The organism is Sphingomonas sp. RB1R13 (genome assembly GCF_036663775.1).
Classification (GTDB): domain Bacteria; phylum Pseudomonadota; class Alphaproteobacteria; order Sphingomonadales; family Sphingomonadaceae; genus Sphingomicrobium.
On the sequence record NZ_JAXOJM010000002.1, the window covers coordinates 472653 to 498783 of the forward strand.

Annotated in this window: 30 protein-coding genes and 1 pseudogene; 11 read left to right on the forward strand and 20 right to left on the reverse strand. The window is 61.9% G+C overall.

Annotated elements, in window-relative coordinates; translation table 11 throughout:
* Positions 1-3: 3 nt before the first annotated feature.
* The 6 genes from U1700_RS08495 to U1700_RS08520 form a co-directional block, all read right to left on the reverse strand.
* The gene (locus U1700_RS08495; RefSeq protein ID WP_332752286.1) at positions 4-507 is read right to left on the reverse strand and encodes a YbjN domain-containing protein; all 504 of its coding nucleotides are present in this window, start codon (positions 505-507) and stop codon (positions 4-6) included.
* Positions 504-797, reverse strand: coding sequence for an accessory factor UbiK family protein (locus U1700_RS08500; protein WP_332751899.1), 294 nt, complete (start codon positions 795-797; stop codon positions 504-506). Before U1700_RS08500 ends, U1700_RS08495 begins: the two co-directional genes overlap by 4 nt.
* A complete protein-coding gene (locus tag U1700_RS08505) occupies positions 797-1339 on the reverse strand; it encodes a TspO/MBR family protein (RefSeq protein ID WP_443025910.1) in 543 nt (180 codons plus the stop codon). The genes U1700_RS08500 and U1700_RS08505 overlap by 1 nt, the downstream gene beginning before the upstream one ends.
* Entirely contained in the window at positions 1326-2087 is a 762-nt protein-coding gene (locus U1700_RS08510) for a TlyA family RNA methyltransferase (protein ID WP_332751900.1), read from the reverse strand. The genes U1700_RS08505 and U1700_RS08510 overlap by 14 nt, the downstream gene beginning before the upstream one ends.
* Positions 2072-2554, reverse strand: coding sequence for a DUF1465 family protein (locus tag U1700_RS08515; RefSeq protein ID WP_332751901.1), 483 nt, complete (start codon positions 2552-2554; stop codon positions 2072-2074). The genes U1700_RS08510 and U1700_RS08515 overlap by 16 nt, the downstream gene beginning before the upstream one ends.
* Positions 2555-2650: 96 nt before the next feature.
* Positions 2651-2848, reverse strand: a complete 198-nt coding sequence (locus U1700_RS08520) for a YdcH family protein (RefSeq protein WP_332751903.1) — start codon at positions 2846-2848, stop codon at positions 2651-2653.
* Between the two features lie 155 nt (positions 2849-3003).
* Here U1700_RS08520 and U1700_RS08525 point away from each other — a divergent pair, with 155 nt between their 5' ends.
* Positions 3004-3171 (forward strand): YdcH family protein, encoded by a 168-nt coding sequence (locus U1700_RS08525; protein ID WP_332751904.1) that lies wholly within the window; start codon positions 3004-3006, stop codon positions 3169-3171.
* A 112-nt stretch (positions 3172-3283) separates the two neighbouring features.
* Here U1700_RS08525 and dksA read toward each other — a convergent pair whose 3' ends face one another.
* Positions 3284-3748, reverse strand: a complete 465-nt coding sequence (gene dksA, locus U1700_RS08530; protein ID WP_332751906.1) for an RNA polymerase-binding protein DksA — start codon at positions 3746-3748, stop codon at positions 3284-3286.
* A gap of 255 nt (positions 3749-4003) precedes the next feature.
* Between dksA and surE the strand changes: the two genes are divergently transcribed.
* The 4 genes from surE to U1700_RS08550 all read left to right on the forward strand — a co-directional run bounded on the left by surE (position 4004) and on the right by U1700_RS08550 (position 8390).
* Entirely contained in the window at positions 4004-4774 is a 771-nt protein-coding gene (surE, locus tag U1700_RS08535; RefSeq protein ID WP_332751908.1) for a 5'/3'-nucleotidase SurE, read from the forward strand.
* A gap of 787 nt (positions 4775-5561) precedes the next feature.
* The gene (locus U1700_RS08540) at positions 5562-6881 is read left to right on the forward strand and encodes a site-specific DNA-methyltransferase (RefSeq protein WP_332751910.1); all 1320 of its coding nucleotides are present in this window, start codon (positions 5562-5564) and stop codon (positions 6879-6881) included.
* Positions 6878-7597, forward strand: a complete 720-nt coding sequence (locus U1700_RS08545; RefSeq protein ID WP_332751912.1) for a DUF5681 domain-containing protein — start codon at positions 6878-6880, stop codon at positions 7595-7597. Before U1700_RS08540 ends, U1700_RS08545 begins: the two co-directional genes overlap by 4 nt.
* Positions 7598-7964: 367 nt before the next feature.
* A complete protein-coding gene (locus U1700_RS08550; protein WP_332751913.1) occupies positions 7965-8390 on the forward strand; it encodes a fasciclin domain-containing protein in 426 nt (141 codons plus the stop codon).
* 101 nt (positions 8391-8491) lie between these two features.
* Here the strand turns inward: U1700_RS08550 and U1700_RS08555 are convergent, their stop codons facing one another.
* Entirely contained in the window at positions 8492-9112 is a 621-nt protein-coding gene (locus tag U1700_RS08555) for a PAS domain-containing protein (RefSeq protein ID WP_332751914.1), read from the reverse strand.
* A 155-nt stretch (positions 9113-9267) separates the two neighbouring features.
* On the opposite strand from U1700_RS08555, the gene U1700_RS08560 reads away from it, so the two are divergent.
* Positions 9268-10521, forward strand: coding sequence for a DUF3422 domain-containing protein (locus tag U1700_RS08560; protein WP_332751916.1), 1254 nt, complete (start codon positions 9268-9270; stop codon positions 10519-10521).
* Positions 10522-10610: 89 nt separating this feature from the next.
* Here U1700_RS08560 and U1700_RS08565 read toward each other — a convergent pair whose 3' ends face one another.
* From U1700_RS08565 to U1700_RS08600, 8 genes are all read right to left on the reverse strand, one after another.
* A complete protein-coding gene (locus tag U1700_RS08565; RefSeq protein WP_332751918.1) occupies positions 10611-11678 on the reverse strand; it encodes a lipocalin-like domain-containing protein in 1068 nt (355 codons plus the stop codon).
* Complete coding sequence (locus tag U1700_RS08570; RefSeq protein ID WP_332751920.1) at positions 11678-14206, reverse strand: ABC transporter permease; 2529 nt, start codon at positions 14204-14206, stop codon at positions 11678-11680. Before U1700_RS08570 ends, U1700_RS08565 begins: the two co-directional genes overlap by 1 nt.
* Positions 14196-14882 carry an ABC transporter ATP-binding protein gene (locus tag U1700_RS08575; protein WP_332751922.1) on the reverse strand — a complete coding sequence of 229 codons (687 nt, stop codon included), beginning with the start codon at positions 14880-14882 and terminating at the stop codon, positions 14196-14198. Before U1700_RS08575 ends, U1700_RS08570 begins: the two co-directional genes overlap by 11 nt.
* Before the next feature lie 59 nt (positions 14883-14941).
* Entirely contained in the window at positions 14942-15745 is an 804-nt protein-coding gene (locus U1700_RS08580) for a class I SAM-dependent methyltransferase (RefSeq protein WP_332751924.1), read from the reverse strand.
* Positions 15746-15813: 68 nt separating this feature from the next.
* Positions 15814-16284 (reverse strand): DUF3429 domain-containing protein, encoded by a 471-nt coding sequence (locus tag U1700_RS08585; RefSeq protein WP_332751926.1) that lies wholly within the window; start codon positions 16282-16284, stop codon positions 15814-15816.
* Positions 16285-16633: 349 nt separating this feature from the next.
* Positions 16634-16960, reverse strand: coding sequence for a DUF968 domain-containing protein (locus tag U1700_RS08590; protein ID WP_332751928.1), 327 nt, complete (start codon positions 16958-16960; stop codon positions 16634-16636).
* A complete protein-coding gene (locus U1700_RS08595) occupies positions 16961-17716 on the reverse strand; it encodes an ERF family protein (RefSeq protein ID WP_332751929.1) in 756 nt (251 codons plus the stop codon). It lies immediately after the preceding gene.
* Positions 17713-18582 (reverse strand): YqaJ viral recombinase family protein, encoded by an 870-nt coding sequence (locus U1700_RS08600; RefSeq protein ID WP_332751931.1) that lies wholly within the window; start codon positions 18580-18582, stop codon positions 17713-17715. Before U1700_RS08600 ends, U1700_RS08595 begins: the two co-directional genes overlap by 4 nt.
* A 607-nt stretch (positions 18583-19189) precedes the next feature.
* Here U1700_RS08600 and U1700_RS08605 point away from each other — a divergent pair.
* Together U1700_RS08605 and U1700_RS08610 are read left to right on the forward strand one after the other, a co-directional pair.
* A complete protein-coding gene (locus U1700_RS08605) occupies positions 19190-19687 on the forward strand; it encodes a YkgJ family cysteine cluster protein (protein ID WP_332751933.1) in 498 nt (165 codons plus the stop codon).
* A gap of 161 nt (positions 19688-19848) precedes the next feature.
* Entirely contained in the window at positions 19849-20187 is a 339-nt protein-coding gene (locus tag U1700_RS08610; protein WP_332751934.1) for a hypothetical protein, read from the forward strand.
* Here U1700_RS08610 and U1700_RS08615 read toward each other — a convergent pair.
* On the reverse strand, positions 20156-21121 hold the full coding sequence (locus tag U1700_RS08615; RefSeq protein ID WP_332751935.1) for a J domain-containing protein: 966 nt from the start codon (positions 21119-21121) through the stop codon (positions 20156-20158). The two genes, U1700_RS08610 and U1700_RS08615, sit on opposite strands and share 32 nt — an antisense overlap.
* A gap of 47 nt (positions 21122-21168) precedes the next feature.
* Positions 21169-22704 carry a tetratricopeptide repeat protein gene (locus U1700_RS08620; protein WP_332751937.1) on the reverse strand — a complete coding sequence of 512 codons (1536 nt, stop codon included), beginning with the start codon at positions 22702-22704 and terminating at the stop codon, positions 21169-21171.
* A 304-nt stretch (positions 22705-23008) separates the two neighbouring features.
* Here U1700_RS08620 and U1700_RS08625 point away from each other — a divergent pair, with 304 nt between their 5' ends.
* Together U1700_RS08625 and U1700_RS08630 are read left to right on the forward strand one after the other, a co-directional pair.
* Complete coding sequence (locus U1700_RS08625) at positions 23009-23185, forward strand: hypothetical protein (protein ID WP_332751939.1); 177 nt, start codon at positions 23009-23011, stop codon at positions 23183-23185.
* An 88-nt stretch (positions 23186-23273) separates the two neighbouring features.
* The gene (locus U1700_RS08630) at positions 23274-23948 is read left to right on the forward strand and encodes a hypothetical protein (RefSeq protein WP_332751941.1); all 675 of its coding nucleotides are present in this window, start codon (positions 23274-23276) and stop codon (positions 23946-23948) included.
* Positions 23949-23953: 5 nt separating this feature from the next.
* On the opposite strand, the pseudogene U1700_RS15595 reads toward U1700_RS08630, so the two are convergent.
* Positions 23954-24067, reverse strand: a pseudogene (locus U1700_RS15595) (hypothetical protein); the annotation flags it as partial.
* A 598-nt stretch (positions 24068-24665) separates the two neighbouring features.
* Here U1700_RS15595 and U1700_RS08635 point away from each other — a divergent pair.
* Positions 24666-25745 (forward strand): hypothetical protein, encoded by a 1080-nt coding sequence (locus U1700_RS08635; protein WP_332751943.1) that lies wholly within the window; start codon positions 24666-24668, stop codon positions 25743-25745.
* On the opposite strand, the gene U1700_RS15600 is transcribed toward U1700_RS08635, so the two are convergent.
* Positions 25742-26122: a helix-turn-helix domain-containing protein gene (locus U1700_RS15600; RefSeq protein WP_443025911.1), complete on the reverse strand. Its 381-nt coding sequence runs from the start codon at positions 26120-26122 to the stop codon at positions 25742-25744. The genes U1700_RS08635 and U1700_RS15600 overlap by 4 nt on opposite strands.
* Positions 26123-26131 lie beyond the last annotated feature (9 nt).

A 26131-nucleotide genomic window follows, 5' to 3' on the forward strand; every position in this document is an offset into this window, starting at 1 on the left:
GCGTCACGCCTCGCCGGCCGTATCTATCAGTGCGGCCGAAATCGCCTCGGCGGGGGATTTTCCGCCCCAAAGCACGAACTGGAAGACGGGGTAGAAGCGCTCGCATTCCTCCATCGCGGCCTCGGCGATGGCTTCGGCCTGTTCGAAAGTCAGCCCGTCGCTCTCACTGACCAGCGCGGCGTGGCGGAAGACGATCAGGCCTGACCCCGACCACAGCTCGAAGTGGCCGAGCCACAGCTGCTCGTTAATCAGTCCGAGGGTCTCGTAGATTTCGGCGCGCTTTTCGGGGCCGACCTTGACGTCGGGGAACGCGAGGAACTGAAGCACCTGGTCGTCCTGGCGCCAGACGCCGCGAAGTTCATACTGCGCCCAGCTGCCATTGGCCGAGGCGACGATCTCGCCGTCCCCGGTCCGCTCGCAGGCCCAGCCGCGCGCATCGAAATATTGTTCGAGCACTTCGATCGGCGCGCCATCCTCGCCGTCGTCACTGATTACCGCTTCGGTCAGATCGTGCCTCCGTCGACCGGACCGCCCGATTTGGGGCCGGCCTTTGCCTTGGCCTTGGCTTCGAGCGCGGCGATGCGGGCTTCCAGGGCCTGGTTATGATCGCGCGCGGCGGCGGCCATGGCTTTCACCGCGTCAAACTCGTCACGCGACACGAAGTCGGCGCCGCCCATGGCTTCGCGAAACTTCTCACGCATCGAGGCTTCGGCCTCGCGGCCCATGCCGGCGATCGTCCCGGCGGCGCCGTTCATCATCTTGACGAAATCTTCGAACAGGCGATTTTCCGATTGCATCACATTCCTCCTGTCAGTCCGAGCGGATGGCTGTCCGCTTGCGGGTTGAGGCGGCCGGTCTCATAATTGAGCGCGGTCGCCAGGCACAACCATGCCAGATAGGGAAGCAGGAGCGCCCCCGCCAGTGGGCGAACGCGCCAGAAGCGCATGATCGTGACGATGACCAGCACGGTGGTCGCGGTGATCAGGATCAGCGCGGCGTCGATTGCGTGCGCGCCGAAGAACAGCGGCGACCAAAGGAAATTCCCGAGGAGCTGGATGGCAAACAGGGTCAACGCGGCCGATCGCTGCGCTGATCGAGGCGCGTCGAGCACGACCGCGAGTGCGATCCCCATCATTGTGTAGAGCGTCGTCCACACAACCCCGAAAGCCCAGCCAGGGGGCTGGAAGCTGGGGGTGGCAAGATTGGCGTACCAGCCATTGGCAAAGCCGCTGTTGGAAACGATGCCCATGAGGAAGCCGACGATGACGATTGCTGGGACGGTGATCGCCGCCTTTTTCCACACGCCGCGGTCGTCGCGATTAGCGTCATTCATCTCCATCGCCAGATCCTTTTGTCGCGCCGAGCAGGAATTCGACATTGCCTTCGGGCCCGGTAATCGGGCTCGTCTCGACGCCAACAACCGACCAGCCCTGCGATGTGACCCACGCTGCGGCTTCGTCGCATACTCTTTGATGGATCAGGGGATCGCGCACCACCCCGCCCTTGCCGACCTCGCCGCGCCCCGCCTCGAACTGCGGCTTGACCAGCGCGATCAGTTTTGCGCCTTTTTCAGCGAGTCCGAGTGCCGGGCCCAACACCTTGGAAAGCCCTATAAAACTGGCGTCGCATACGACGATATTGACCGTGTCCGGCACTGTCGCCTTCGACAGCGTCTTGGCATTGGTCTGCTCCATCACGACGACGCGGTCGTCCTGCCGCAGTTTCCACGCCAGCTGGTTGGTGCCGACATCGACCGAGAAGACTTTGGTCGCGCCGCGGCTGAGCAGCACGTCGGTGAAGCCCCCGGTCGACGAGCCGATGTCGAGCCCGGTCGCGCCGGTGACATCAAAGCCGAAATGGTCGAGGCCGTGGGCAAGCTTGATGCCGCCACGCGAGACCCACGGGTGGTCGCGGCCCTTGACCCGAAGCGCGGCCTCTTCGGCGATGAGTTCGCCAGCCTTGGCGACGCGCTTGTCCCCGGCGAAGACATTGCCAGCGAGAATGAGCGCCTGCGCGCGAGTTCGGCTTTCGGCGAGCCCCTGCGCCACCAGCAACTGGTCGGCGCGTATTTTCAGTGCTTGATCCACACCAGGTCGCGCTCGAGCCGGCCCATCAGCGCGCGGGCGGGGCTGGTGGCGGGTTCGTCGGCCAGCTGCTGCTCGTCGATCCGTGCGACGCGGGCGTAAAGATCGCTGCTGGCAGCGATGAGGCGCCGGGCAGCGGCAGGAAGCAGCGCGACGATCGCCTCGTCGCTCGTCCCGGCGTGGCCGAGGCGGCGTTCGGGGCGGCGGCCGTCGGTGCCGGTGATCTCACCGCTTTCGACCGCGCGCTGGGTCAGCAGCCAGGCGACGATGTGCATGATGCGGGTCGTCACTTTGAGCGATTCGCAGGCGAAGCCGACGCGAGCGAAGGGATCAAGCGTCATTCGCTCGTCACGCCCGGCCTCGTCGAAATAGCCCCGCGCCTCGTCGGCGAGCAGCATCGCCTCGGTGTAAAGCGAGTCGATCAGGCGCGGCGTGATGCGGGCGCCAATGCGCGGGTCGGTTGGCTCCATTGGTCCTTCTTGCCATGGACTGGACGGGGAGGAAACGCCCGAACGAGCAATGATGCACCAGAACAGGACGATTTCGTCCCGTCGCGGGATCGTCGATCAGGCCAATATGTCGGGGACGAGGCGGTCGGAGAGCGACTGGATCTCGTCCTTGAGGCCAAGCTTGCGCTTTTTCATCCGCGCCAGTTCGAGCGGGTCGCAATTCCCCGCACCGCGCATGATGTCGATCTCGGCGTCGAGGCGACGATGCTCGGCCTTGAGCATGTTGAGGATCTCGGGAAGGTCGTCGTCGTTCATTGCTGGCTGCCCATAGCGCGTGGCGGGGGCCGCGTCACTCGGCAAGGACGGGGCGCGCGGAGGATGGGACGAGCGGATCGATCTGCGCGCGACAGGTCGCCGAAACTGTGGTTTATTGGGCAACCCAAGCGAACATCGGAAAGGGACCATCACCTATGGACAAGGCCCAAATCGACACGCACATCCAGGCGCTCAACGTGAAGCATGCCGCGATTCAGGCCCGGATCGACGATGAAGAACACCGCCCTCACCCCGATGACACAAGGCTCCACGAGCTGAAAAAGGCCAAGCTTCGCGTGAAGGACGTGATGCTGGGCATTTAGGTTTCTTGCACAAACCCGTCTTTGCGAGCGATGCGAAGCAATCCACCCCTAAGCCGCTGGATTGCTTCGTCGCTGCGCTTCTCGCAAGGACGACTAATCCCAATTGCCAAAGCTAATCGTCGCGGCTGACGCGTTCGATCCGTTCGTGCTTTTCCTGGGCTTCGAGGCTCATCGTCGCGATGGGGCGGGCTTCAAGGCGGGCGAGGCTGATAGGTTCGCCGGTCACTTCGCAATAGCCAAATTCATCGTCGAACAGGCGGCGGACGGCGCTGTCGATCTTGGCGATCAGCTTGCGCTGGCGGTCGCGAGTGCGAAGCTCGATCGACCAGTCGGTCTCGCTCGATGCGCGATCGGCAAGGTCGGGCTCGCGCAGGCTGTCGACCTGGAGCTGCGCCATGGTCGCGCGGGATTCTTCGACGATCGATTCTTTCCAGGCGCGAAGCTTGCGCAGGAAATAGGCTTTCTGGTTTGGGTTCATGAAGTCTTCGCTGTCCGACGGCGCGTAGCCATCGTCCAGCATGAGGGCATCGAACCGGTCCGGGCCAGCTTCGAAAATGTCTACGAGCGCGGTCGCCATGCTTCTCTCCCCACTCAACGCCCACCTTGCCAACGTCGGGCCAACCCGCTCGCTGCAACGTGAATTCACTGGCTTTCTCGAGGTTTACCTCGACGGCCGGTGGTCCCCGCCTGCGCCTATAATATCGCCTTTCAAGCTTAACAAGCGCTGAGCGACATCTGGCCGGGTCATGGCGAGAGAATAACCGAGGTTGTTGCGTTTTGGTCGCAGGCGCAACTTGTTGCGATGTGGCGCCGGGCAGGCCAAAGGCGGTGCATGCGCATCTTGCTTACCAACGACGACGGAGTCGCCGCCCCTGGGCTCATCCTGCTGGCCGAGATCGCCGCGGCGCTGAGCGACGATGTGTGGGTCGTTGCCCCCGCCGAGGACCAGTCGGGGGCGGGTCATTCGCTGACATTGTCGCGTCCGCTGCGGCTGCGCAAGGTCGGCGAGCGGCGCTTTGCCGTGACGGGTACGCCGACCGATGCGGTGCTGATGGCGCTGGGCGAACTGATGAAGGAGCACAAGCCGGACCTGATCCTGTCGGGGATCAACCGCGGCGCCAACCTGGCCGAGGACGTAACCTATTCGGGCACGGTGTCGGCAGCGATGGAGAGCGCGCTGGCGGGAATCCCGGCGATCGCACTGAGCCAGGCGACGAGCCGCGACGATATGGGCAATGCGGTACCGTTCGATACGGCGCGGGCGTGGGCCAGCCGAGTGCTGGCGCCGTTGATCGAGACGCGGATGGCGGCGGGAACGCTGGTCAACGTCAACTTCCCCGCCTGCCCTGCCGATGCGGTCAAGGGCGTGCGAATCTGCCGCCAGGGCCGCCGCGACTATGGCCGCGCCGAAGTGGTCAAGAGGACCGATCCGCGCGGGTTCAACTATTACTGGTTCGGGCTGGGCCCGGCGCAGGCCAGCCCGGCGCACGACAGCGACCTGGAGGCGATCGCCGACGGCTTTGTCAGCGTGACCCCGCTCCACCTCGACATGACCCACGAGGCATCTCTCGCCAATTTACGCCGTCATTTCGACCAAGCTTAGCTCTTAGCGCCCCGCGATGAGCAATCCTCACGCAAGTGGCTGCACATGTAAGTTTGATGATCGGATGATTTTGAGCGTTGCCACTTAGGGATAGCTTCTGAGCTCCTCGGGCGGTTCGACCCAGCTGCGATTCGTCACATATTTCCCTGCGGCCATAGGTTAGCAGGGAATATTTTTGCATACGCAACGCGGGTTCGGCCGTCCCCCGACCAAATCACGCAACCAAAAACGCGGATTTTCGGCTTTCCTGAGGGCGTTGCGCTTAGGATTGCGTATGACCAATGAGCGGGGTCGGAAATCAGCAGGGAATTTTGCGAACGCCAGCAGCGAAATCGCTATGGGCGCCAGGGAATGTTGCAAAGACCGGCAGGGACTGCGCGCGGATTGCCCGAAATCGAGGGCGCTGGGTGAGGCACGATTTTTGACTACGCCAAGTCGCGCCGCTGCATGGTCTAGTCAGAGGTGATCCTGCAGGGCGTCTGGCGCTTGAGTTCAAGCTAAGCCTTCACGCGCGTCCGTCGCGATTTCGAGAGTCTTCTCTTGGGCTACGAAACGCTCTCCTCCTCGTGCGGCAAGGCTTGCCACTACTGAGAAGAGCCCCTGCTCGCCCGATACGACTAGCGATGCTAGCGCCCAAGGCGAGGTCTAAATAGATTTTATAGAAACCACTACGGGTCGGATAGCGGCGGAGTTATGACGTCGCTATTTGCCGATCTGCTCTTGCAAATCGTGGGCTATTATTCATGTTAACCTTTCAGCGCGATCGGGGACCGGGGAGCGTGATCGTATGAAACAGGAATTGATTGAAATCGACGTCGCTGCGCTGAGACCATATGATAACAATGCACGGACACACTCGAAAAAGCAGATCAAGCAGATCGCCGAGAGCATTCGTCGGTTCGGCTTTACCAATCCGGTGCTGGTATCAGACGCCGGCGAGATCATCGCGGGCAATGGGCGGTTTGAGGCCGCAAAGCTACTCGGAATGGCCACGGTCCCAACCCTCGCTTTATCACATCTTTCCAGTGCCGAGCGGCGCGCTTATGTCCTTGCGGACAACAAGCTTGCGCTCAATGCGGGTTGGGACCGGGAGATCCTGGCGATCGAGCTCCAGGGATTGATCGACTTGGACTTCGACCTTGAACTGACCGGGTTCAGTCTAGCCGAAATTGATTTGGTGCTTGACGAGGCTGGCGACAGCGATCCTTCAGGACAGGATGCGCCTGAGGATGCGGTACCGGCTGTGACCGGTCCGGCTGTCACCAGGAGGGGCGACGTCTGGCAGCTAGGGCGTCACAAGCTGATCTGCGGCGATGCCCGCAGTCCGAGCGATTACGCTGCGCTGCTTGGCGACGAGCGCGCCGATCTCGTGTTCACCGATCCCCCGTACAATGTTGCTATCGACGGGCATGTGTCGGGGCTGGGCAAAGTCAGGCATCGCGAGTTCGCGTTTGCCAGCGGCGAAATGAGCCAATCGCAGTTTACCGCATTCTTGATCGAATCGCTGTCGGCGACTTCAGCGGTAATGTGTGATGGCGCGATTGCGTTCGTGTGCATGGACTGGCGCCACATGGGCGAGCTGCTCGAAGCGGGACATACGGCGTTTACCGAGCTCAAGAATCTTGTCGTATGGAACAAGACCAACGGAGGGATGGGATCTTTCTACCGCTCGAAGCACGAACTTATCTTTGTGTTCAAGGCCGGGACCGCGGAGCATACCAATAGCTTCGGGCTTGGCGAGACCGGACGATATCGCACGAATGTCTGGGACTATGCTGGCATATCGAGCATGTCGGCGTCGCGCGACACAGAGCTTGCCATGCATCCGACCGTCAAGCCGGTTGCGATGATTGCTGATGCAATCCGCGACTGCTCGAAGCGCGGCCAGATCGTGCTTGACGGGTTCGGCGGCTCGGGCAGTACGCTCATTGCCGCCGACAAGACCGGGCGGATTGCGCGTCTTATAGAATATGACCCGCTTTATTGTGACACCATCGTGCGGCGATGGGAGACGCTCACCGGCAAGCGAGCCGTTCTTTTATCATCAGGTGCCACGTTCGAGGACGAAGCCGAGGAGCGGTTAGTGGGGCGGGAGGTAGAGATATGAGCGAGGATGGTGACCCTGAGCCCGGCAGCCAAAGCGATGATGAGCCCGCCGGCGAGCGCGTCGGCTACAAGTGTGCGCCGGTCCAGCACCGGTTCGCGCCGGGGCAGTCGGGCAATCCGAAAGGCTCGTCGAGGCGTCGCCGCGATGCGGTTGCCGCGGGACGCTATCTTTCGAACCCTTCGCAGGCCGCCCTCCTTGAGGAGGCCGATCGCGTGGTGACGGTCAGGGAAAATGGGCGTGAAATAAAACTGACCATGCGCGAAGTGCACACACGTCGCTTAATGCTTGATGCTAGCAAGGGCGGAGCTACGGCAATGCGTTTGGTAAGCCAGCTTCTAGGTTCCGCCGAAGCTGCCAAGCGCAAGGAAGTCGAAGAGAGCGTCAAGTTCTTCATGTACTTGAAGATGGATGGAGAGGCGGCATTGAAGCGGGCAAAGGAAGCGGGGAGAGAGCCGCCGCTGCTCATTCCGCACCCTGATGACATCGAGATCGATCCCCCTACGCTCGAAATTTCTATTATTGGTCCAATGGACCAAGAGTCGTATGATCTGTGCAATAATATCGCGAAACGTCGGGACAAAATGCTTGACGAAATTGTTAGTCTGAGGGCTTTGAAGCGCAAAAACGCCGTTCAGAAGCAACGCCTTGCATTTTTACCAGATACTGTGGCGCTACTCGAAGCTAAGCTCCCTCCCAGCATGAAAATGAAGAAGTAAAAGCGGAGCCGAGGATCCGGCAAACCCGGTGTGGTGCAAGTCAACTCAACGTCGGCCTGTACCGCTACAGAACGGGACTAAACACCTAAACACCTGGGTGCCTTACGCACCGCCGGCAGCCTTGCGCTGTTGGACGGAAGTGCCGCGCCGTGTGTGTGTCGATAGTTTTGGGCTACGCCGCTGTACAGGCCTTTCTGCTTGGGGTCGTGTAGGCCTTGTCCAGCACAAGGTAGTCTAAAGCTCGTATTGATCGCCATGCTATCAAGTGCCACCCCGTTGCGGGCGGCTAACGCCGCGGCGGCCCGGCAATTTTGCCGAACCAGAGTGTTTGTAAGCTCCCGAAACGTACCCTGAACAAGGATGAAATATGGCCGTTCCTTTTCATGACATCATCGATACGATCGTTGCTGACGGCTCTTTCACTACACTTGTTGCCGCAGCAACGAAAGCCGGTCTTGTCGAAACGCTGAAAAGCGAGGGTCCTTTTACCGTATTTGCTCCGTCCGACGACGCTTTCGCCGGGCTTCCGCCGGGCACTGTCAATGAGCTAATCAGACCCGAGAACAAGGCGAAGCTGATCGCGATCCTACTGCTTCACGTCATCCCGGGAAAAGTCATGACTGTGGACGTTATCGGCCAAGTGATGGACCCGGCTACGGCTGGCGGCATCACCATTCACGTCGATGGCACCGACGGCATAACGGTCGACGGCGCCAAGGTAGTGACTGGCGATATAGCTTGTTCGAACGGCGTCATTCACGCGATTGACGCGGTGTTGCTACCCAAAGTCTGATACAAGAATAGCGCGGCCGAGGGCAGCAATACCCTCGTCTTTTGCTTCATCTCGGCCAGCAAAAACGCGATGCGAGCGCGCCGAGCTATACGCCGCAGGGCCTAAAATCCGGCATCGACGGCGAGACGAATGAGGTCAGCAGTCGTATGAAGCCCCAGCCGTTTGATGAGTATGGTGCGGTGCATCTTGACAGTCGATTCGGCCAGGCCGAGTTCGGCCGCGATCTGCTTGTTCAGCAGGCCATTGGCGACCAGCTGGAACACTTGCACTTGGCGCTGCGAAAGCGACTTAAGCATTTTTGCGGCGCGGATCCGTCGCATGCTCAACTGAGAGGATGCATTCGCATCGATTTCGACCAGCGTACCCAAGAAATGCAGCAGTTCTTCATGCTCATCGTAAATGGGCGCGACCAAAACTGCGTTTCGAAACGGTTGGCCGTTTCGCTTGTAGTTGAGGATCTCGACGAGCACCGGGCGATGCTCGTGCACCCCCCGACGAATTTTCTCGGTAAGCCACGGTTCAGTCGCCGGGCCCGACAGGAATCGACAGTTTCGCCCGATTACTTCCGCGGTGGAGTATCCCGTCAGATCGCAAAATGCGGCATTGCATGCGACGATCGGATTATCGGGCAACCGCGGATCGCTGATTATCGACGGGACAGGGTTATCAGTCACAAGATTAATGTGGCGATCGTCGCGAGGAAAGAGGTCGGGCCTCGGCATTCGGTCAGCTGCCTGTCCTGTCCATGGTATCCAGCATACCGCCGTTCGCACAATCTTAAACCAGATATTGTGTGTCGTTTCGGATGGCAGGATCGGGCTGATTTGTCTCTCAAGCGTGGCTGGGGCCTTTCCGTCAGGGCGACGGACAGACCCGTATGATCGTTCGCAACCATCCCTTGCGCGCCGCGCTATCGGAGGAAATGCACCTTAGAAGGTTGCCAAGCTTTACCGCGCCCTACCGAATGGTTCAGATTGTCACGGTTCTGGGCGAAGCGGAGATGGTCGACGCGCGGTCCCATATCGACAAGCTTTCTCGATCGGGACGCGAGCTTGTCCCGATTTCGGCGAAATATGGTGTAATCGAGATCGGCAAGTTCGTGCTGGTATGGGAACGGCACACCGAATTTGCAACCTACACGCTGCTTTGTCCGGGCGACGCCGAGGCATCGTTCGATCCCGAACTGTTCGAGCCGGTCATCTCGACCCTACTGGCAGAGATGCCGGGCGAGACCGTTCGCGCTACCCAGGTTGCGCTGGTTCCCGATCCCTCGCCAAATCGAATTCCGGAAGCTCTCGAGCGTTGGTTCGCACCCGACGCAATTGTCGCTTGCGACGTGGCCGATGGACTGGCGCGGATCATTTCCGATTTTCGACTCAATCCCGACGGGTTCGGACGTTTGCTTGTTCTCGATCGCGGTCTCGAGCGCGACGAGCCGGCGCAGCTTGTCTTGCGGCTGCAGGAGCTGGGCAATTATCGCAACATGGCTCTGCTCGGGTTACCGCTCGCGCAGCGTTTGACGCCTTCGGTCACCAAACTCGAATCACGGCTGGCCGGGCTGACTCATGACGTGTCCGAACGGACGTCGGAAGACGATCAACTGCTCGATGAACTTACTTTTCTTTCGGCGGAGCTGGCGCGGCTCGCGGCCGAGACCCGTTATCGGATGAGTGCGACGCGCGCTTACGCGCAGCTGAGCAAGGACCGGCTCGACAGCCTTCGCATCGTCCCGATCCGCGGCTTCCAGAGCCTAGCCGACTTTACCGAGCGACGGCTGATGCCGGCAGTTCGAACCTGCGATTCCTTCTCGGCGCGGATCGAGGATCTGCTGCAGCGGGCGGCGTGGACCAGTGAGCTGCTGCGGACGCGGATCGACATCGCGCTGGCCAAGCAGAACCGCGATCTGCTGACCTCGATGGACGGCCGCACTGACTTGCAGCTGAGGCTGCAACAGACGGTTGAGGGCCTCTCGGTCGTCGCGATTAGCTATTATATGGTCGCGCTTGTCAGCTACGTGCTGGCGGCTGTACCGGGACTCCAACATAATATCGCCGTAGCGGTTTCGGTACCAATCGTGCTGACCATCGTGGGGATGGCGCTGTGGTTTTTGCGTCGCCGCATGCACGATTAGCGTATTCTCCCGCTGCCTTCGAACCCTTCGCAGGCGTGGGTCAAGATCGATTGGTGATATTTAGTTTCAATAAGGGGGCAAGCGTCGGGTTACATCTTAAGTGCCCGGTCGTAGCCTGTCAGTTCAAGATAGCCACGACCGCCGCGCGTGCTGACCGCGCCTTCCCAATAGACTGGTAATCCACTTCGCCGCGAATCGAGTTCCTGCGCGGCAAACAGCGGCTTCAGGGTCCAGCTTGCCAGGCGGCCGTCGATGCGGATGCCGAGTTGCTGCTTGACGGGATAAACCGCACCGGTATCCGGACTTCGCCAATTAGCGAGCGTGCGAAAGCTGACATCGCCGGGTCCGAGCACCGCGACCGTGCCGTCCGGCCGGCGATAGGTGCCGCCAGCCCAGATCGTGCCACCAGTCTTACGGCGGATCCGGAACGCCATCAGCGCCGATCCGTCGTCGAAATTTATCCCGGTCCAGTCCCAGCCCTGGGCGTCGGGGGCAAGGTAGTTGGACGACCACTCCCGGTCGAGCCAGGCCTCGCCGGTCACGGCTTCGAGATGGTTACCGCGACGGACGCGGCCGCTGACCCGCAAATGGGGGATCGAGTAATAATAGCTGGCCTGCTTTGGGTCCGGCCCCTTGCGACTATAGCCGTCTTGGCCCTGAAGCAGCGGTGGCTGAATTGGCTGGAAGTCGAGCGCCAGCCCGAAACCATCAACGTTCACTCGCGTCGCCCAGCGCCCGTCCGGCGAACGCTGCAACCGCCAGTCACGGATCTTGACGTCTGCATCGCCGGTGCGCGCGCCGGCGAGTCCGAAGCCTGCCCGCGCCGCGCGTTGGCCGTGCATTAGCCGGCCGGTGACGGCATCAGACAACGCCGCGTGCGCGAACATCAGCTGCTGCGCGGTGAAGCGACTGGGGTTGCCCTCACTGCCTTGGGGCCGGGTACGGAAGAAGGTGACCTGGAAACCGATATCACGGCCCGACGTGGTGCGCAGCCAACCGGTGACGTACCACCATTCGGTGCGGAATTGCGGGTGCGCGCCGTGATCCGCGGGGAAGCGCAGCACGACGCCGGGCCGCACTACCGGGTAGGGCGTGGCCGCCGGCGCCGCGATGGCGATCGCCGCGAGCCAGCCGACGAGGATCCGCAGACGGTTCATCACCAATCCTCCCGCACCGACTGAATTGCGCTGTTCGCGGTCGCACGCCGCCCGGCTAAGACGGCAGTCGCTGCTGCCGCGCCGGTCAGCGCTGCCGCGACCCCGGCCAGCGTGCCAATCGGGATGCGCGTCGCCATCGTCCAGTTGAACGACTGCGGGTTGATGACGTGGATGAGCACCTGGGCAAGCGCCAGCCCGAGGCCGATGCCGGCAAGTGCGCCGGTCAGACCGACAATCGCGCCCTCGGTCGCCAGCATTGTGGTCAACTGGCCGCGAGTCAGTCCCAGATGACGCAACATGCCGAACTCCCGCTCGCGCGCGATGGTCTGCGCTGACATCGTCGCGGCGACTCCGGCAAGCCCGACGAGGATCGCGACTGCTTCTAGCAGGTAAGTGACCGCGAAGCTGCGGTCGAACAGCGTAAGCGCAAGCCGCCGGAGTGTCGCGGGTTGTGTGACCTCGACCTGATCGCGAAGCAGGGCGGGAAGACGCGCCGTCATCTCGCGCGCTACCAGCGCGGGTTGCCGGCCGGGCTCGATCATTGCCGAAATCTCGTCGCGCCCGTCGTCGCCGGTCATGCGCTGATAATCGCCTTCATCGATTAGGACGGCCCCGCTTTGGCGCCCATAGTCGCGCCACACGCCGGCGACCACAAAGCTGGTCCGGCCCGCGATCGGCAGCACGATGCGCTCTCCCGGATCCCAGCCGTAGAGGCGCTGCGCCGGCTCCGAGACCCATATCGGTAACGTGCCGGGGGCCAGGGTCGGCGCGCGCCCGATCAGAACTCGCAGGGGATCGCGACCACCGCGCTCGGGCCGCGCAATCAGGATGAGTGGCGGGCGATCGGCGGCGATGGTGAGCGGGATTTGGCGGCTAAACGCGAGGGAGGCGATCCCAGGGGTCGTTGCCAGCCGGCGTCGCGTAGCGGGGTCAAAACTCGCGCCTGTGGTTGTACGCATGTACAGGTCCGCGCCCAGCACCTGGCCGAGCCAGTCGTCGACTGCGCCACGAAAGCTGGTGACCATCGTCGCCATTGCAATCATCAGCGCGGTTGAGGCGACGATCCCGCACAGCGCCGTCGCTGCTTCGCCGGGGGCGCCATGGAGATGGCGGATCGCGAGCATCCCGGGCACGCTGCCGTGCGACCGCCGTGCAAGCGGCGACAGCAGCGTCCGCGCAAACCAAGGTACGCCCGCGACGCCTCCTGCAAGCATCAGCGCCATGCCCGCGTACCCGAACAGCGGCAGGCCGTTGATCGCGGGAAGCAGTGAGGAAGCTGCGCCGGTAACCAGCAGCGTCGCCGACGGCCACCAGGCGACCGGCTGGCGTGGGTCGATCACGTCGCCGGCGTTCTTTAAAGAGGCAGCGGGCGCCGCCCGTGCAGCGACGCGCGCGGGAAGGAAGCTGCCAAGAATAGCTGCGACCAGACCGAGCGCGAAGAAGCCCGCCGCCGCTGCGCGCTGGAAAACGATGTGCACGGTACCGTCGCTGAAATAGCCCGCGCCGAGATCGCCCCCGAACCAGTGCAGCGCCGCCCACGCCATCGCGTAGCCGGCCGCGAGTCCGACCGATGCGCCGACCAGTCCGATCGCCAGCCCTTCGACGACAATCGCGGCGATGACGGTGCCCCGCGGCATTCCCAGCGTCCGGAGCAGTGCAAAGGTGCGCTGGCGGCGAACGACTGACAGCGATTGGGCCGAATAGACCAGAAAGCCGCCAGTCAGGAGAGCAATGAGAGCGAGCATATCGAGATTTACTCGATAGGCACGTGACAGCGACTCGCCCTGCGCGCCTTGTGCCTCTGCGGTTGAGAGAAGCGCGTCGGACGGCAGCAACGCCCTGAGCGCCGCCGCTGCCGTGGCATGGTCTAAAAGCAGCAGGTCGAGCCGGTCAATGCGACCCAAGCGCCCGAACCGCCACTGCGCTGCGGCGATGTCGATCACCCCGATCGCCGCCGTACCGCCCGCAGCCGGCAGCGTTCCGGCAACGCGCAGCGGCACCGAGCGACCGTTGGCCACGACCACGACTTGCGCGCCAATCGCAACCCGCAATCGCGTCAGAGCGGCGCGCGAAAGAAATAACGCGCGCTCGTCAAATGTCGCATTGTCGGCGGCGTCCGGCTCGCGTGGCGCGATGCCGACTAGCGACGGAGTCACCGCAGCAGCGCGAACGACGTCGACCCCCAGCAGCGTCAGCCGGACGGAGCCGATGCGTGCATCGAGCCGGACGACCGGACTGGCGTCGGCAACGCCCGCCGCAAGGGCCACGCGCGGGTAGAGGTTTTCATCCATCCCGAGCGGGCTGGTCGCGCGGACCGTCAGCTCGGCAGCGCCATTAACCTCGCGCATCGCCCCGTCGAACGAGGCTAGCGCCGATCCGTTGACGAGATGGACCGCGAAGCCGAGCGCCACGCCGACCGCGATTGCGATTGCCGTCATGATGAAACGGGCTGGGTGAAAGCGCCACTCGCCGCCAATCAGCCAGCCGAGTGCGAGCCGCCCCGACCATAGGCTATCGTCAGCGGCCACGTCGTTCGACCAGTCCGTCCAGACCTAGCGTCAGCACCCGGTCGGCGATCGCCGCACTCGCTGCCGAATGGGTCACCATCACGCCCGCCGCGCCCTGTTCCCGAATCGCATCCGCGAACAGCGACAGCACCCGCGCCGCCGTTTCGGGATCGAGATTGCCGGTCGGTTCGTCGGCGAGAATCAGGGCCGGGCGATGAACCAGCGCGCGCGCGATCGCGACCCGCTGCAGCTCGCCGCCCGACAGGTCGCGCGCATAGCCGTCGCTTCGTCCGTCCAGTCCAACCGCTTTTAGCATCGCCTGCGCGCGGGCGTGCGCGACGCCAGTGTCGGGCGAGACCAATACCAGCGGCAGCGCTACATTCTGTACGAGCGTCAGATAGGGCAGAATATGGAAGGCTTGGAAGACAAAGCCGATCTTCTCTCGACGAAGGCGGGTGCGCGCGCTCTCGTCAAGGGCGCCAAGTTCGATACCGTCGATCACGACGCGGCCCGCGTCGGCTTCGTCGAGCCCGGCCAGGATGTTGAGCAGGGTCGACTTGCCGACCCCCGACTCGCCGATGATCGCGACCAATTCGCCCGGCGCGACGTCGAGGTCGAGCGTGCGAAACAGTAGTCGCGGTCCCGGAACCGACTTGCCGAGATCCTTGACTGCGAGGAGCATGGGATTATCCGCCATCGCGGATCAGTGAAGGGCTAGGGCACAGGCCGCAATACGTTCCTTCGGCTCGCCGGTGCTCAGCGCGGCTTGATGAATTTCAGAGTCATGCGGTCGCTTTCACCGATCGCAAGATAGTGGGCGCGGTTCTTTTCGCCCTCGGTCAGCGTCGGCGGGAGCGTCCAGACCCCGTTCGGGTAATCGGCCTTGTCCTTCGGGTTCGCGTTGATCTGCGATTCTGCGACGAGACGGAATCCCGCCGCAGTCGCCAGCTTCAAGACAGTAGATCGCTTAAGATAGCCGCTCGACTGCTCCAGCGCGCTGTCCCGGCTCTCGGGCAGGCGATGATCGACGACACCGAGCGTCCCGCCCGGCTTCAACATGGTGAAGAAAGCCGCGAACACGCGCGGCGCGGTTTGCGGTCCGACGAAGATCAGGTTGTGGACGTTGCGAAAGGTCAGCACGACATCAGCGGTACCCGGCGCGACGTTGCTTTTGCCCGTAGCGAAGTCGATCGATGCGGCAGTGGCCCCAGTATAGCGGGTGCCGCCCCCGGTCAGGATCTTGGTCAGGTTGGCCTGCGCCTTTGGCGTATCGCCGTCGAGCCCGATATAATGCCCCCGCTGATGAAGCAACGGGGCAAGGATCTCGGTGTACCAGCCGCCGCCAGGCGAATATTCAACCAGCGTCTGCTCAGACTTTACGCCAAAAAAACTGAGCGTTTCGACTGGATGGCGGTACTTATCCCGCAATCGGTTTGCTTCGGTCCGGTGCGGATCGGCGACGGCGGCGACGATCGCAGGGTTGGAAGCGGCCAAGCGCGCCGCGAGTGGCGAAGCGCACAGCAGAATGAGCGTGGAAGCGGCAAGGGTCGAACGGATCATTTTGGTCTCCGGCACGAAAAGGCGGCCAGTCAGCACGATTGCGCTGCGGTGGCTGCGGTTGTCAGACACTACGACAAGATTGCGATGAGGATAGTAAGGCCGCCGAGACCGAGCGACAACGGAACTCTCAAGCGAAGCCAGCCAGGCGGGCTCACTCCGCTGCCGGCCAGTTTGTAATCGACGCCGAGCGATGCGATCAGGGATGTACCCGTAAACAATAAACCCACTTTGCACGGCAGGCCAATTGCTATGGTACCAATGGATGCAAATGCAATTAGCGAAGGTATGACCGCAATAAGCCAGATAGCCCGATGGACGTTGGTCGGTGGGCGGGACGCGAGGCCCCACCACGCTCCTCCGATGAAACTCAAAATCGTGCCAGAATAAACGAGCGCAGCGCTCTGCGCACCAGGTCCAAAGCTAGCAGGGTTCGCAATTGCGATTGCCGCTAGCAATATCTGCGGAGCCAATCCCGCAAAGCCAAGCCATTGCGCCAAAGAAGGAAGGGTCGGTGGCCTAGGCGAAAGCTCGCGGTCCATTGTCTTTCCCTTAAAGTTAAAGCTAGCGAATGCCCGTCGGCCGCGGATTTTGCTTATGTCAGCGATAGCGCCGTGAGCGAGATGGCCACTAGCCCAAAATTGCTATTTGTCCGTCGTCAGAACGTTTGGCGCAACGCGCGGCGTAGATGTGCGGAGGATCGGCCTCGTCCCGGCTGGCTCGAAACCTACTTTGAAATTCCTTTCAAGGCGCTGCTGGAGCGGCGGGTCAGCTTCGCAACTTAAAAGCCATCTTTAAACTCGCTTTAGATTAAAGCGCCAAAACACACAGGCCAATTGGGCAATCGCCCTCGCTGTCTAAGGCGGACCGGGTAATCCGCCTGAATCATCGTCACAATCGCTGCCGATGCGGCGAATGGAGGGCGAACGACGTGGCAAGTTCTCGCAGGTTCAGCCCATGCCGAGCTTCGAACCGCCGTTCTCCGATCCTGTGTTGCTCGGCATGGTGCGCGGTACACAAGCTCACCGTCCAACGGTCAGACGGCTTCAACCCGACCCCGCCGTCGGTTCCGCGGCGAATGTGGGCACATTCGATCGGGATGTTGAGACAGCCGGCGACGCAACAGTGATGGCGGCGGACCCAAGCCCGATGCGCGGGGCATTCGCGCTCGGTGGTGGTGGACCTGCGTGCCTGTTTGAGCCGATTGGGCAGGCGCATCTACGCATCCACCAGCACGAAGTTCGTCACCTGATCGTTACTGATGATCGCCTTGTTGCGGCGGACGTAGGGCTTGCGCATCTTCTTAGGTGGACATGCCGGAGCGAGGAGCAACTCCCGCTGCTGGGCAAAGCATTCGCCCAACGCACTGTATAAGTCGGGACGCTCGCGGCTGATCGCTCTGAGCTGCGGGCGCTTGCCCGACTGGACCCGATCGACCGCGGCGATGCTTTCGCAGATGCCAAGGGTCTCCATAACTTCCTTCGCCCACTGGTCCCAGCCTTCAACCGGCTCCCCGCTCTGGAAGGATGGCGGTGTGACGCGCCTGCTCGTACTGGCATCTGCATCCTCGGTTCCGGCAACGGGGATGCAGAAGGCCTGAAGCATCACCGCCTTATAGGCCGCCGACATCGCCTTGGCCGTGCCCTTGTCGCCATCGTCCAGTGCCTCGCCATAGGCTTCGACTGTGTGAACCGAGCCATCCTCGACGCTGACCAGGTCGAAGGCGACCCGCAACAACACGTTGACCCGCATCGGCGTAGCGGGGTTTTGCCGGTCGGTGATTATCCGCTCAAGCACCCGAGGCAGAATGCACAGCCGGTGTTCGGCGATCAGCGGGGCAAGGCGATTGAGCACATCGTCGATAGAGCGATATTGATATAGCTCAATGGCATTGGTCCGAGACTTGGCGATACCCTCACCAGCAAGCGCTGCGGTAACCGCGTTAATCGCGCGATAGACGTCGGGCGGCCTCACTGGCCCAGCTCCCGGATCGACAGGGCGCCAGACTTGCTTCGCCTGGCTTCGATCCCGTGTCCGAAGGCCCGCGCGACATCGGTCTCGACAAGGGCCTTGATCGTCCCGCACGCTGCTGCGTGCCGCTTGGCCGCCTCGCGATCCTCGAGCCAGTCAATGGCGGCCGACGCCCAGCTATTATTGCCTTCGAGGCAGACTTCCCGGACACCGACAGGCTTAGGCGGAAGCGGGACCGGCGGCGCCACTGGCGCCCTTCCCGTCTGGACGCAGTCCCAAAACTCCTCCTCGGCCTCGAGGAGCTCTAGCTGATAGAGCCAGTCGGCGGCAATTTCGAAGATCTCATATTTGTGATTGCCGAAGATGACCGACAAAACTGCCGTCTCGCAATCCGCCACCGCCATATTGTGCTGGAGCTGGGGCATGTACCGCTCGAGCACTTCTTCCGACTTGACGAACGCCCCGGTGTGCTTCGCCTCGAATACTGCGTTGGTGTTTTCGACGATGCCGTCGAGCAGGCAGCGCCGCCAAGAATGCTTCTTGCACGTTACCGAAAGTCCCGCATCGACGATCGACTGGCCGCTGATCTTCTCGTACCACTGGCGGTTGAACGGCTCGGTCCACGACCCAAGTGCTACCTGCAGTCGGTCCGACAGATCCTCCTCGGGGATCTCCTGGCGCTTGAGCTGCCACAGCCGCAGGATCCTGTCGGCATCGCCGGAGAGGAGGGTGTTGGCGTCGCTCCCGCCAAGCCCGCACAGGCGCATCTTGCGATCTTCCAGGCTTAATTGGGTTGCACCTAAAGTTGGCCAGACAGTTTTTGCCTCGTACGAACGCACGTCCAATGGATTATCAAGTAACAAGCTCATCATCACTCTCCCAATTGTCGAGTCGATCTGAGCTTTGCTCTACAGTACGCCAAGAGTGTAGTCCGAATACACCAAACAATAGAATACTACTGATGCTCTTGGTCAGTGATATGCGGGAGTATCGGGGATAACTCGACCGAGATGCGGGCCTTTTTCACGAAAAGAGGCATGTGGACAGTAACGGCGATATTTTATTTCGAGCCTGACACATAATCATTCGCAGTGATACGCTTCGATGCTGCCTGTGGTAGGTGAGTGGATCGACGCAGAATCAATCCATGCGGTGGCGTTTTCGACGGTTCGTTCGAAGTCCTTGGCGGAGCGCGATTGCGTCTCAGCCAAGCATCGACGGTTACTCCAGCCCGTCGACAGTGTCCCACTTAAAGAAGCCAAAGAACGCTAATATGACATGCTGGACGACGCCACCATGGTCGCGTAAGTTTAACCAAACGGCATTCGGCGATCACGGAGTGGTTCAAAGCTCAAAAGCGCGGTCGCAGAAGTGGTCGAGCGCGAGGTGTGTATCTAATGCTTCAAATTCCAGATCGGGGCAGGGAGTTGGGGAGGTGTGTTGGCATGTTGCTCGAGCGAAGCTGGGGTATCGCTGGTGTCATATAGTTTGTGTATGAAATGTGGTTTGTGCTGCGCCGGCGCCCTGTTCGATTACGGTGAACTTGATGAGGACGAAGTGGGTGCTGCGCGGGCAGTGGGGCTCGACGTTTTTGAGCGCAGTACTGGATCGGCGTTCCGGATTGCGTGCTCGCGATTGGAGGGCAGCTGCTGCTCCATTTATGGCGCGCGACCACGGACCTGCCGAAAATTTCGCTGCAAACTTCTGCGCAATGTCGAGGCAGGTGAGGTCACTATCGATGCGGCGTCCGAAAAGGTAGCTGAGGTCTGGGTCTTAATCGACAAAATTATCTTAGCACTCACCGACGGCGAAACGTTGAATGACGCCCGTTGGCGCTGGAGACAATCCACGCCCGGACGGTGGACAGGTAACCCTGCCGCTGCGCAATTCCATCTCGACATGACTTTGCTAAACCTAGTGCTCGATCGGTACTTTCGATTAAAGGAACATTGGGTCATGATTAACGACGCGTAACCTCTGAGCAAAAGAGGACCCGACAGCGTATATACGAATTGCAAAATTCTCCCGGATGATCGGGCACGGCTCGGCGCACTTGGGGGCAAAGTTGAACGCGCCTGCGCTGTGCCATGGGGTCGCAGTTTCATTTTCTCGCCGGTTATTCGAGGACGTTTCCAATGCAGCCCATCAAATGGCTTTTGCTCACGCTAACGACAACGTTCGGGCTGACCGGATGCGTGGCGAGCATGGCGGCGAGCGCTGTCGGTGCGGCGGTGAGCGCATCACGCGGGCAGCCGGTCAGCAACGAAGGCGCGCGCGACACGGCGGTCAGCCAGTGCAGCGCGCTGGCCGCCCCTTATGGCGCGGTCCATGTGATCGACGTCGAGCAGCGGTCGGTCGAGCGGATGGTCGTTTGGGGAACGACCGAAGGGCGCGGCGGGCGGCAGTCGTTCGAATGTGCATTCGGGACGAAAGTCGTCGGCTTTAAGATCCACCCAATCGCGGCCGCTCGCTAGAATCGCTGGCAACGTCAGTGATCATTGGCAGCACCGCGCGACGGATCGTCAAGAGTCGCGCTCGCGCCCCATAGGCTGGCATTCCGACGAGGCGGTAAAGCTGTTCGGCCTGTTTGCTGCGCGCGGCGAAATAGGGGTCGCGCGGATTGTGAGTGGTGCTCGCGACATCAGCATCGACATATGCGGCGGTGAAATCGAACGCGGCGCAGCGATCAGCATCGCGGAGCGCGCGTGATTTGCCGACGCGTTGTTCGCATTGCTGGCTGTAGCGGCGAGCGCCGTCGAGCCCGGTGGCGAGCGATACTTTCGCAAAGGCACCGGCGCCGGCGGCAATGTCAGCGGGCAAGGGCGCGACCAGTTCGGCCTGCGCGGTGGCGTTGGTCGGGCCCGGGACAGGGTCGCTGACGTCGATAGGACTGGGCACCGACGGGGGCACATCGTCGACCACGAACCGCTCGATCAGCTCGTCTATCCGTTTGTCCTGAGAGCGTAATGGTTGGGGCATTTTGGCATTGGCGATGGTCATGGTCGCGGGGTCGAATAGGCCGCTGGCGATCGACGCACCGAATGCCCCCGCCGCAACGGTGACGAACGCGACGAAGGGGACCCACGACTGGCGCCGGCGCTTGCCCCGCGCGTCGATATATTGGAGCTGTCGACGAATTGGCGGGCGGCGGGCGGCCGGCGCGCGGCCGGGAGTTGCCGAGGAACGCGGACGGCCTACTCGACTCTCGTCATAGCGGGCGCGGGCGGCGGAATCGGCAAGGATTCGATAGGCTTCGTTGACTGCGCGCGCGGTGGCGGCGGCGTCATCGCCCTTGTTGAGGTCGGGGTGTACCGCACGCATGCGCTCGCGGTAGGCGTGCCGCAGCGCGGCGGGGGTCGCATCGCTGCCGACTCCCAAGGTGCGATAATGATCGCCTGTGCAGTCCATTGCCCTTCCGTAGGTGGGTGCGACCGCTCGTCAAGCGGCAGCTCGCCTCAGCGCGGCACGATGGACGTGGCTCGAGCCTTCATCGCCAGCGCCACTGGGTCGCGCGGGCGATTGCGAAGCGAGGTGTCGAGATCGCGCAGTGCGCCGGCAGTGTCGCCCATCGCGAGGCGCGCGTCGGCGGCGTCGCGGCGAACGGGGTACCACCATGCTGGGGGATCGCTCGCATCAGCCATGACGTGCCCTTCCTCGATCCGGGCGGCGGCGGTGAAGGCATCAAGCGCACGGCGCGGATCATGCTCGAGCATCGCCGCGCGTCCCACCAGGACGAGCCGGGCAATGGCTAGCATAGAGGTAGCGGCTTCAGCACCGGCGGCGCCGGAGACGCGCTGCGGGATGGCCGCAGCCTCGGCGCGGATAGCTGCGATATTGCCTCGTCGAGCGAACGCCTCGCCGCGTGCATAGTGATAATAGCCCTTGAGGAACGGCAGGACGGGCTCTGGTAGGGCGAACATTTCCGCCGGATCAGCGAAGTGGCTGATCGCGAAATAACCTTGTGCGCTGATCATCTGGCGGAACACCGGGGCGTCGCGCGCGATTTGCGCCCGGGCGATCAAGGGGCGGCCTAGCGCCAAGGCGGTGCGCGCGTCACCGGCCATCAGCGCCGCGCCGATGCCAAAGGTAACATTATGCTCGTGGTATGGAAGCCCCCAGATACCGTCCGGCTCTGGAAGGCCGAGGCGTTTGGCATTGGCGATGCCCAGCGCAACGGCGCGCATGTTGGCGTCGGCAGCATCCTGGTAACGGCCGACCCAATACCAGGTGTGCGAGGGCATGTGGACGAGATGGCTCGCGCTGGCCGCAAGCGCGGTCAGCCGGTCGGCATAAGGCTCGGCGCGCGCGGGCTGGCCGGCGATCTCGGTCGCGTGAATGTAGAAATGGATCGCGGGCGTGAAGTTGGGATCGCGCGCCAGGATGGTTTCGAGCAGCGCCATCGAGCGCCACGAATTTGGGGTCCGCGCGCCAGGGGGACGCGGAGCAATAAGCCAGGCGTCGGCGGCAATCGTGCCGATCTCACTGTCGGCCGGGTAGGTGGTGACGAGCCGGTCCATCGCCTGGGCAAAGGCAAGGTCGCCGTTGTTGCCGCGGTAGCGCAACTGGAGGGCGGCGATGAGGTCGCGTTCGCGCTGGGTCACGCGGGGCCCGGTCGAGGGGTTGGCGAGTTTGGCGGCGGTGTCGGCGATGGTGGCGAGGGCGGAGATCTCGGCCGCGTCCTTGTCATAGTTGATCGTCGGGCCGGACGACCAGGCTTCCCCCCAAGCGCACATCGCGCAAGTGGGATCGAGCCGCCGTGCCTCGGCGAACGCGGCAATCGCGGCCTTGTGGGCGAAGGCATGGGCCAGCTGCATGCCATTGTCGAAAAAGGCCTGCGCGGCGGGCGAGGCCGTGGTGATGGGGAAACCGCCTTGACCATAGCCGGTGAGCAGGGTCGGGACCTTGGGGACCATATTGTCGTCGTGGCCCGCGTGGCCGGGCATTGCCCCCATTGCGGGCGTTGGCGGCGAGGGCGCGGCGACCTGTGCCATGGCGGACGAACCACTAAGGATGGAGAGAGCGAGAGCTACCTTTCCACTCAGGCTGAACTTCGAAACGGACACGCGCTATCCCCTGCAATGCTTCCATAATTTACGACTGGAACGAAAATGGACCATCAAATGTTCGTTCCATTAATAATAGGCTGAACTGCCGTCTGTCGCGCACGAGAGCATGGCATCGGCGGGTCAGTCGGCCAAGCCCCCCAGGGGATCATGTTGCGCGTTCAGGGAGAATGAACATGAAGATTGCTTTTGGATTGCTGAGCGGGACTTTCTTGTTGGCGGGTTGCGCCACTTGCCCGCCGATCGTGCCCCCCCCGCCCCCGCCGCCGCCAGCAGAATATGTGCCTCCGCCGCCGCCGCCGCCGCCCGCGACGATGACATGCCCCGATGGCGCGGTCATTGCGGCGGACGCGATGTGTCCGACGCCGCCGCCGCCGCCACCCCCGGCCCCGCCGGCGCCGATGGGTGAACGCGGTTAAGCGATCCGATCTCAAGGAGCCCTCGCCAGTAATGGCGGGGGCTTTTTGGCGGGTGCAGCGATACTTACGGCGACGTTCATGACATCAGTCATCACTCAACGCGCGGTGACCGCCGCCTTGCTGGGCCTGACGGTCATTGGCCAGAGTGCCGACGCCCGAGTTCGTCGTCGATCGCCCGCCCCTGCCCTGTCGCCCGCGGCGTGGCTGATCGGGCCGATCGTCGATGGCGAAAATGCGTCGCGCGGCGTCCCGCTCCACCCGACGAAAAGTGCCGGCGGCGGCTGGTATATCGACCTGCCCTCGGCGCCGGGCAGCGTAAATTATGTGACTTTTCACCATGGCTCGCTGGCCCGGGCGCGCCGGATCGTCATGCGTTACCGGATCGAGGCCAACCCCGGCGTGCGGATCGAGCCGACCACCGGGCCGGGAATGCCGTCGATCATCACGCTTTATTTCCAGCGGCGGGGCGATGACTGGAGCGGCTGGGACGAGTTTGAGACCTATCGCTGGTATGCGACCTTTGCCAGCCAGATGCCGATCACGCCAGGCGAACATGTGATCGTCGCGCCGCTCACCGGCAATTGGACTGCGCTGCAGTCGTCATCTGCGCGGACTCATCCCGCGGCGTTTCGTGCCGCGCTGGACGAGGCGGACGAGGTCGGCTTCGTGTTGGGCGGCGGGACCGGTTATGGGCATGGTGTATATGCCACCGGGCGAGCGCGGATCACAGTGACGGGGTTCAGCGTGCAGTAGCGGGTTCAGGCGCGGTCGAGCCATGCCTGGAACATCAGGATCGACCATAAGGCCGCGGTGGAGTCGCTTCTTTGCGCGAGGTGATCTTCCCAGCGGCGACGGACCGCGCGCGGATCGAACTTCCCCCGCTGCCGTCATTTCTATGCCGACGGGATTTGCGCAGCGACTACCTGTCAAATTTGACCGCGCGATCCTCTAGGCGGATGTCCAGAACATATTAGTCAGTTTAGCGGGCTTGGCGCTAATAGTGCCGCTAGCCCAGTTAAATGCCGGTTGGTGAGGAATATTCTCATCGTATTGACGAACTTTTGTTGGTGAGCCGACACTTTTCCGTCCTCTAACGCACGCAGCGACAGGTCTAATAATCTTCTAGCGAGGGGCAAGAATGCAAGCATACCGTGGCCTTATAGTATTCCTCGTTTAAACATTGAAGCGACGGCTTCACTCATGCCTGGGCGGCGCTTTTATCCGGTGGTACTTCCCCGGCCTTCCAACCGCAGTCCACCTTGAGTACGTCGCTCCGCCGCCGGCAAAGGTCACCCGCTCGGACCGCACCGTCATTCATATCTGAGCGGGGCCCTTCGCACGCGCTGCTCCCAAAGGCTGATCAGGCGCTTAGCTAGCCACGCAATTTTCCAAGTTGATTCTAAAGCAAAATAAAGGCCCACTGGGGTTATATACCCATCCAGCCTTAGCGGCTTACCGCGAGTCATCGCCATGCTCCTGCCGCGTAAACTTCAGACCCATCCCCGGCTTTCGATGAAAGCCCTTCGGGCCGAGCAATGCTTTGACGTGGCGGCAGAATTTACATTCAGCTTCCAAAATCACGCCGTTGGAATCATGTTTTTCGCTGACACGGGAAAACTTCGAATCGAGACGATTATTCGAGAACAAGCCTTCGTAGAACAAGTCGAGATCACTTCTTGTAAGCTGAAATTCGGCTGGAGACGGTACTTCGTGTGCCCGCGTACTCGAAGGGCATGCGACGAACTTCATTTTACTGGAACGCGCTGGGTGTCACGGCAATCAGCCCGGGAGATTATAGGATCCAAGAACGGATCGCTCAGCGAGCGCCATTTCGAGCGGATCAATGCTGCGGCGGAACGTCTAAAGGGGACGGTTTACCGTGGTCCGGCGCGAGGAAAAACGCGAGAGAGGCTCGCGGAGATTATTCTGAAGGAGTTTCCTCGAGTTGATCCCGCCCATAAAATAGGTGAAACCTTAGCCGAAGTCTGGCGGAAGAAGGAAGCCCAGGTCAAATCCAGCGGCCGCTCGAACTCGCGCACCGGCGAACTTTCGACCGCCTCCGCAATCCTAAAGGGCGACCGTCTGCCTCTGGCTTCTGATATCAGACAGTGGATCCGGAGCGACAACCGAATCGACCACGTGGCCTATCCCCCGCCCCCTTTGCTCCCTGCGAACCGAGCGATCGGGATTTTGGAGCATCACGCCAAACTGGACATGAGAACGCTGGCTCTCATCGTTCCGAAGTGTCCGGGGCGAGGTGGCGCTAACTTGCAGTGGCCCGACGAAATCATGGAAGGGGCTCAAATTGAGCTGATTATTGAGATGAACCTTGCTGCCGGGGCCAAGGTTGTCGTCCGGCGCCGTTCGCCAAGCGGCTTGATGTCCATTTACTCTCTTCAGCTTGTGAGAGCGAAGTCTCATCCCCGGCTTCTCCTTAGGTGTCCATACAGAGGGACGGACCACGACGTACTTTTTTTGAGAGACGGCGTGTTCGCTTCGGCGAAGGCCCATCGCCTCGTCCACGCTTCGCAACGACGCCAAGCCGACTAGCGGAATACCGTCGTCTGGAATCTTGCTCGCCGAAGCGCGCTGAATTCATCCTCTTTCATTGGTAGCGGCCTTCCGCGATATCGTTTCGCGCCCGAAAGCCAGTCAAGCCACAAAATGCATGACGGAACGTGATGTTCAAAAACGGCGCGTCGGAACACAGTGGCAACAACGGCGCCATTCATCCGCTCAAGGTTCGCTAGGATTTCAAGTTGCGCAATCTGCGCCCCGTGGGGAATCGAGGGATTGGCCTTCAGCCATCTTCTAACGGTGGCAGGCGAGACATCAACTAAATGAGCAGCCCGGCTTGTACTACCGCCTGCGGTCTTCAGTGCCTGAATCAGCTGATCCTCCGTGATCTCTATCTTTCGGTAAGCCAATCATTTTTC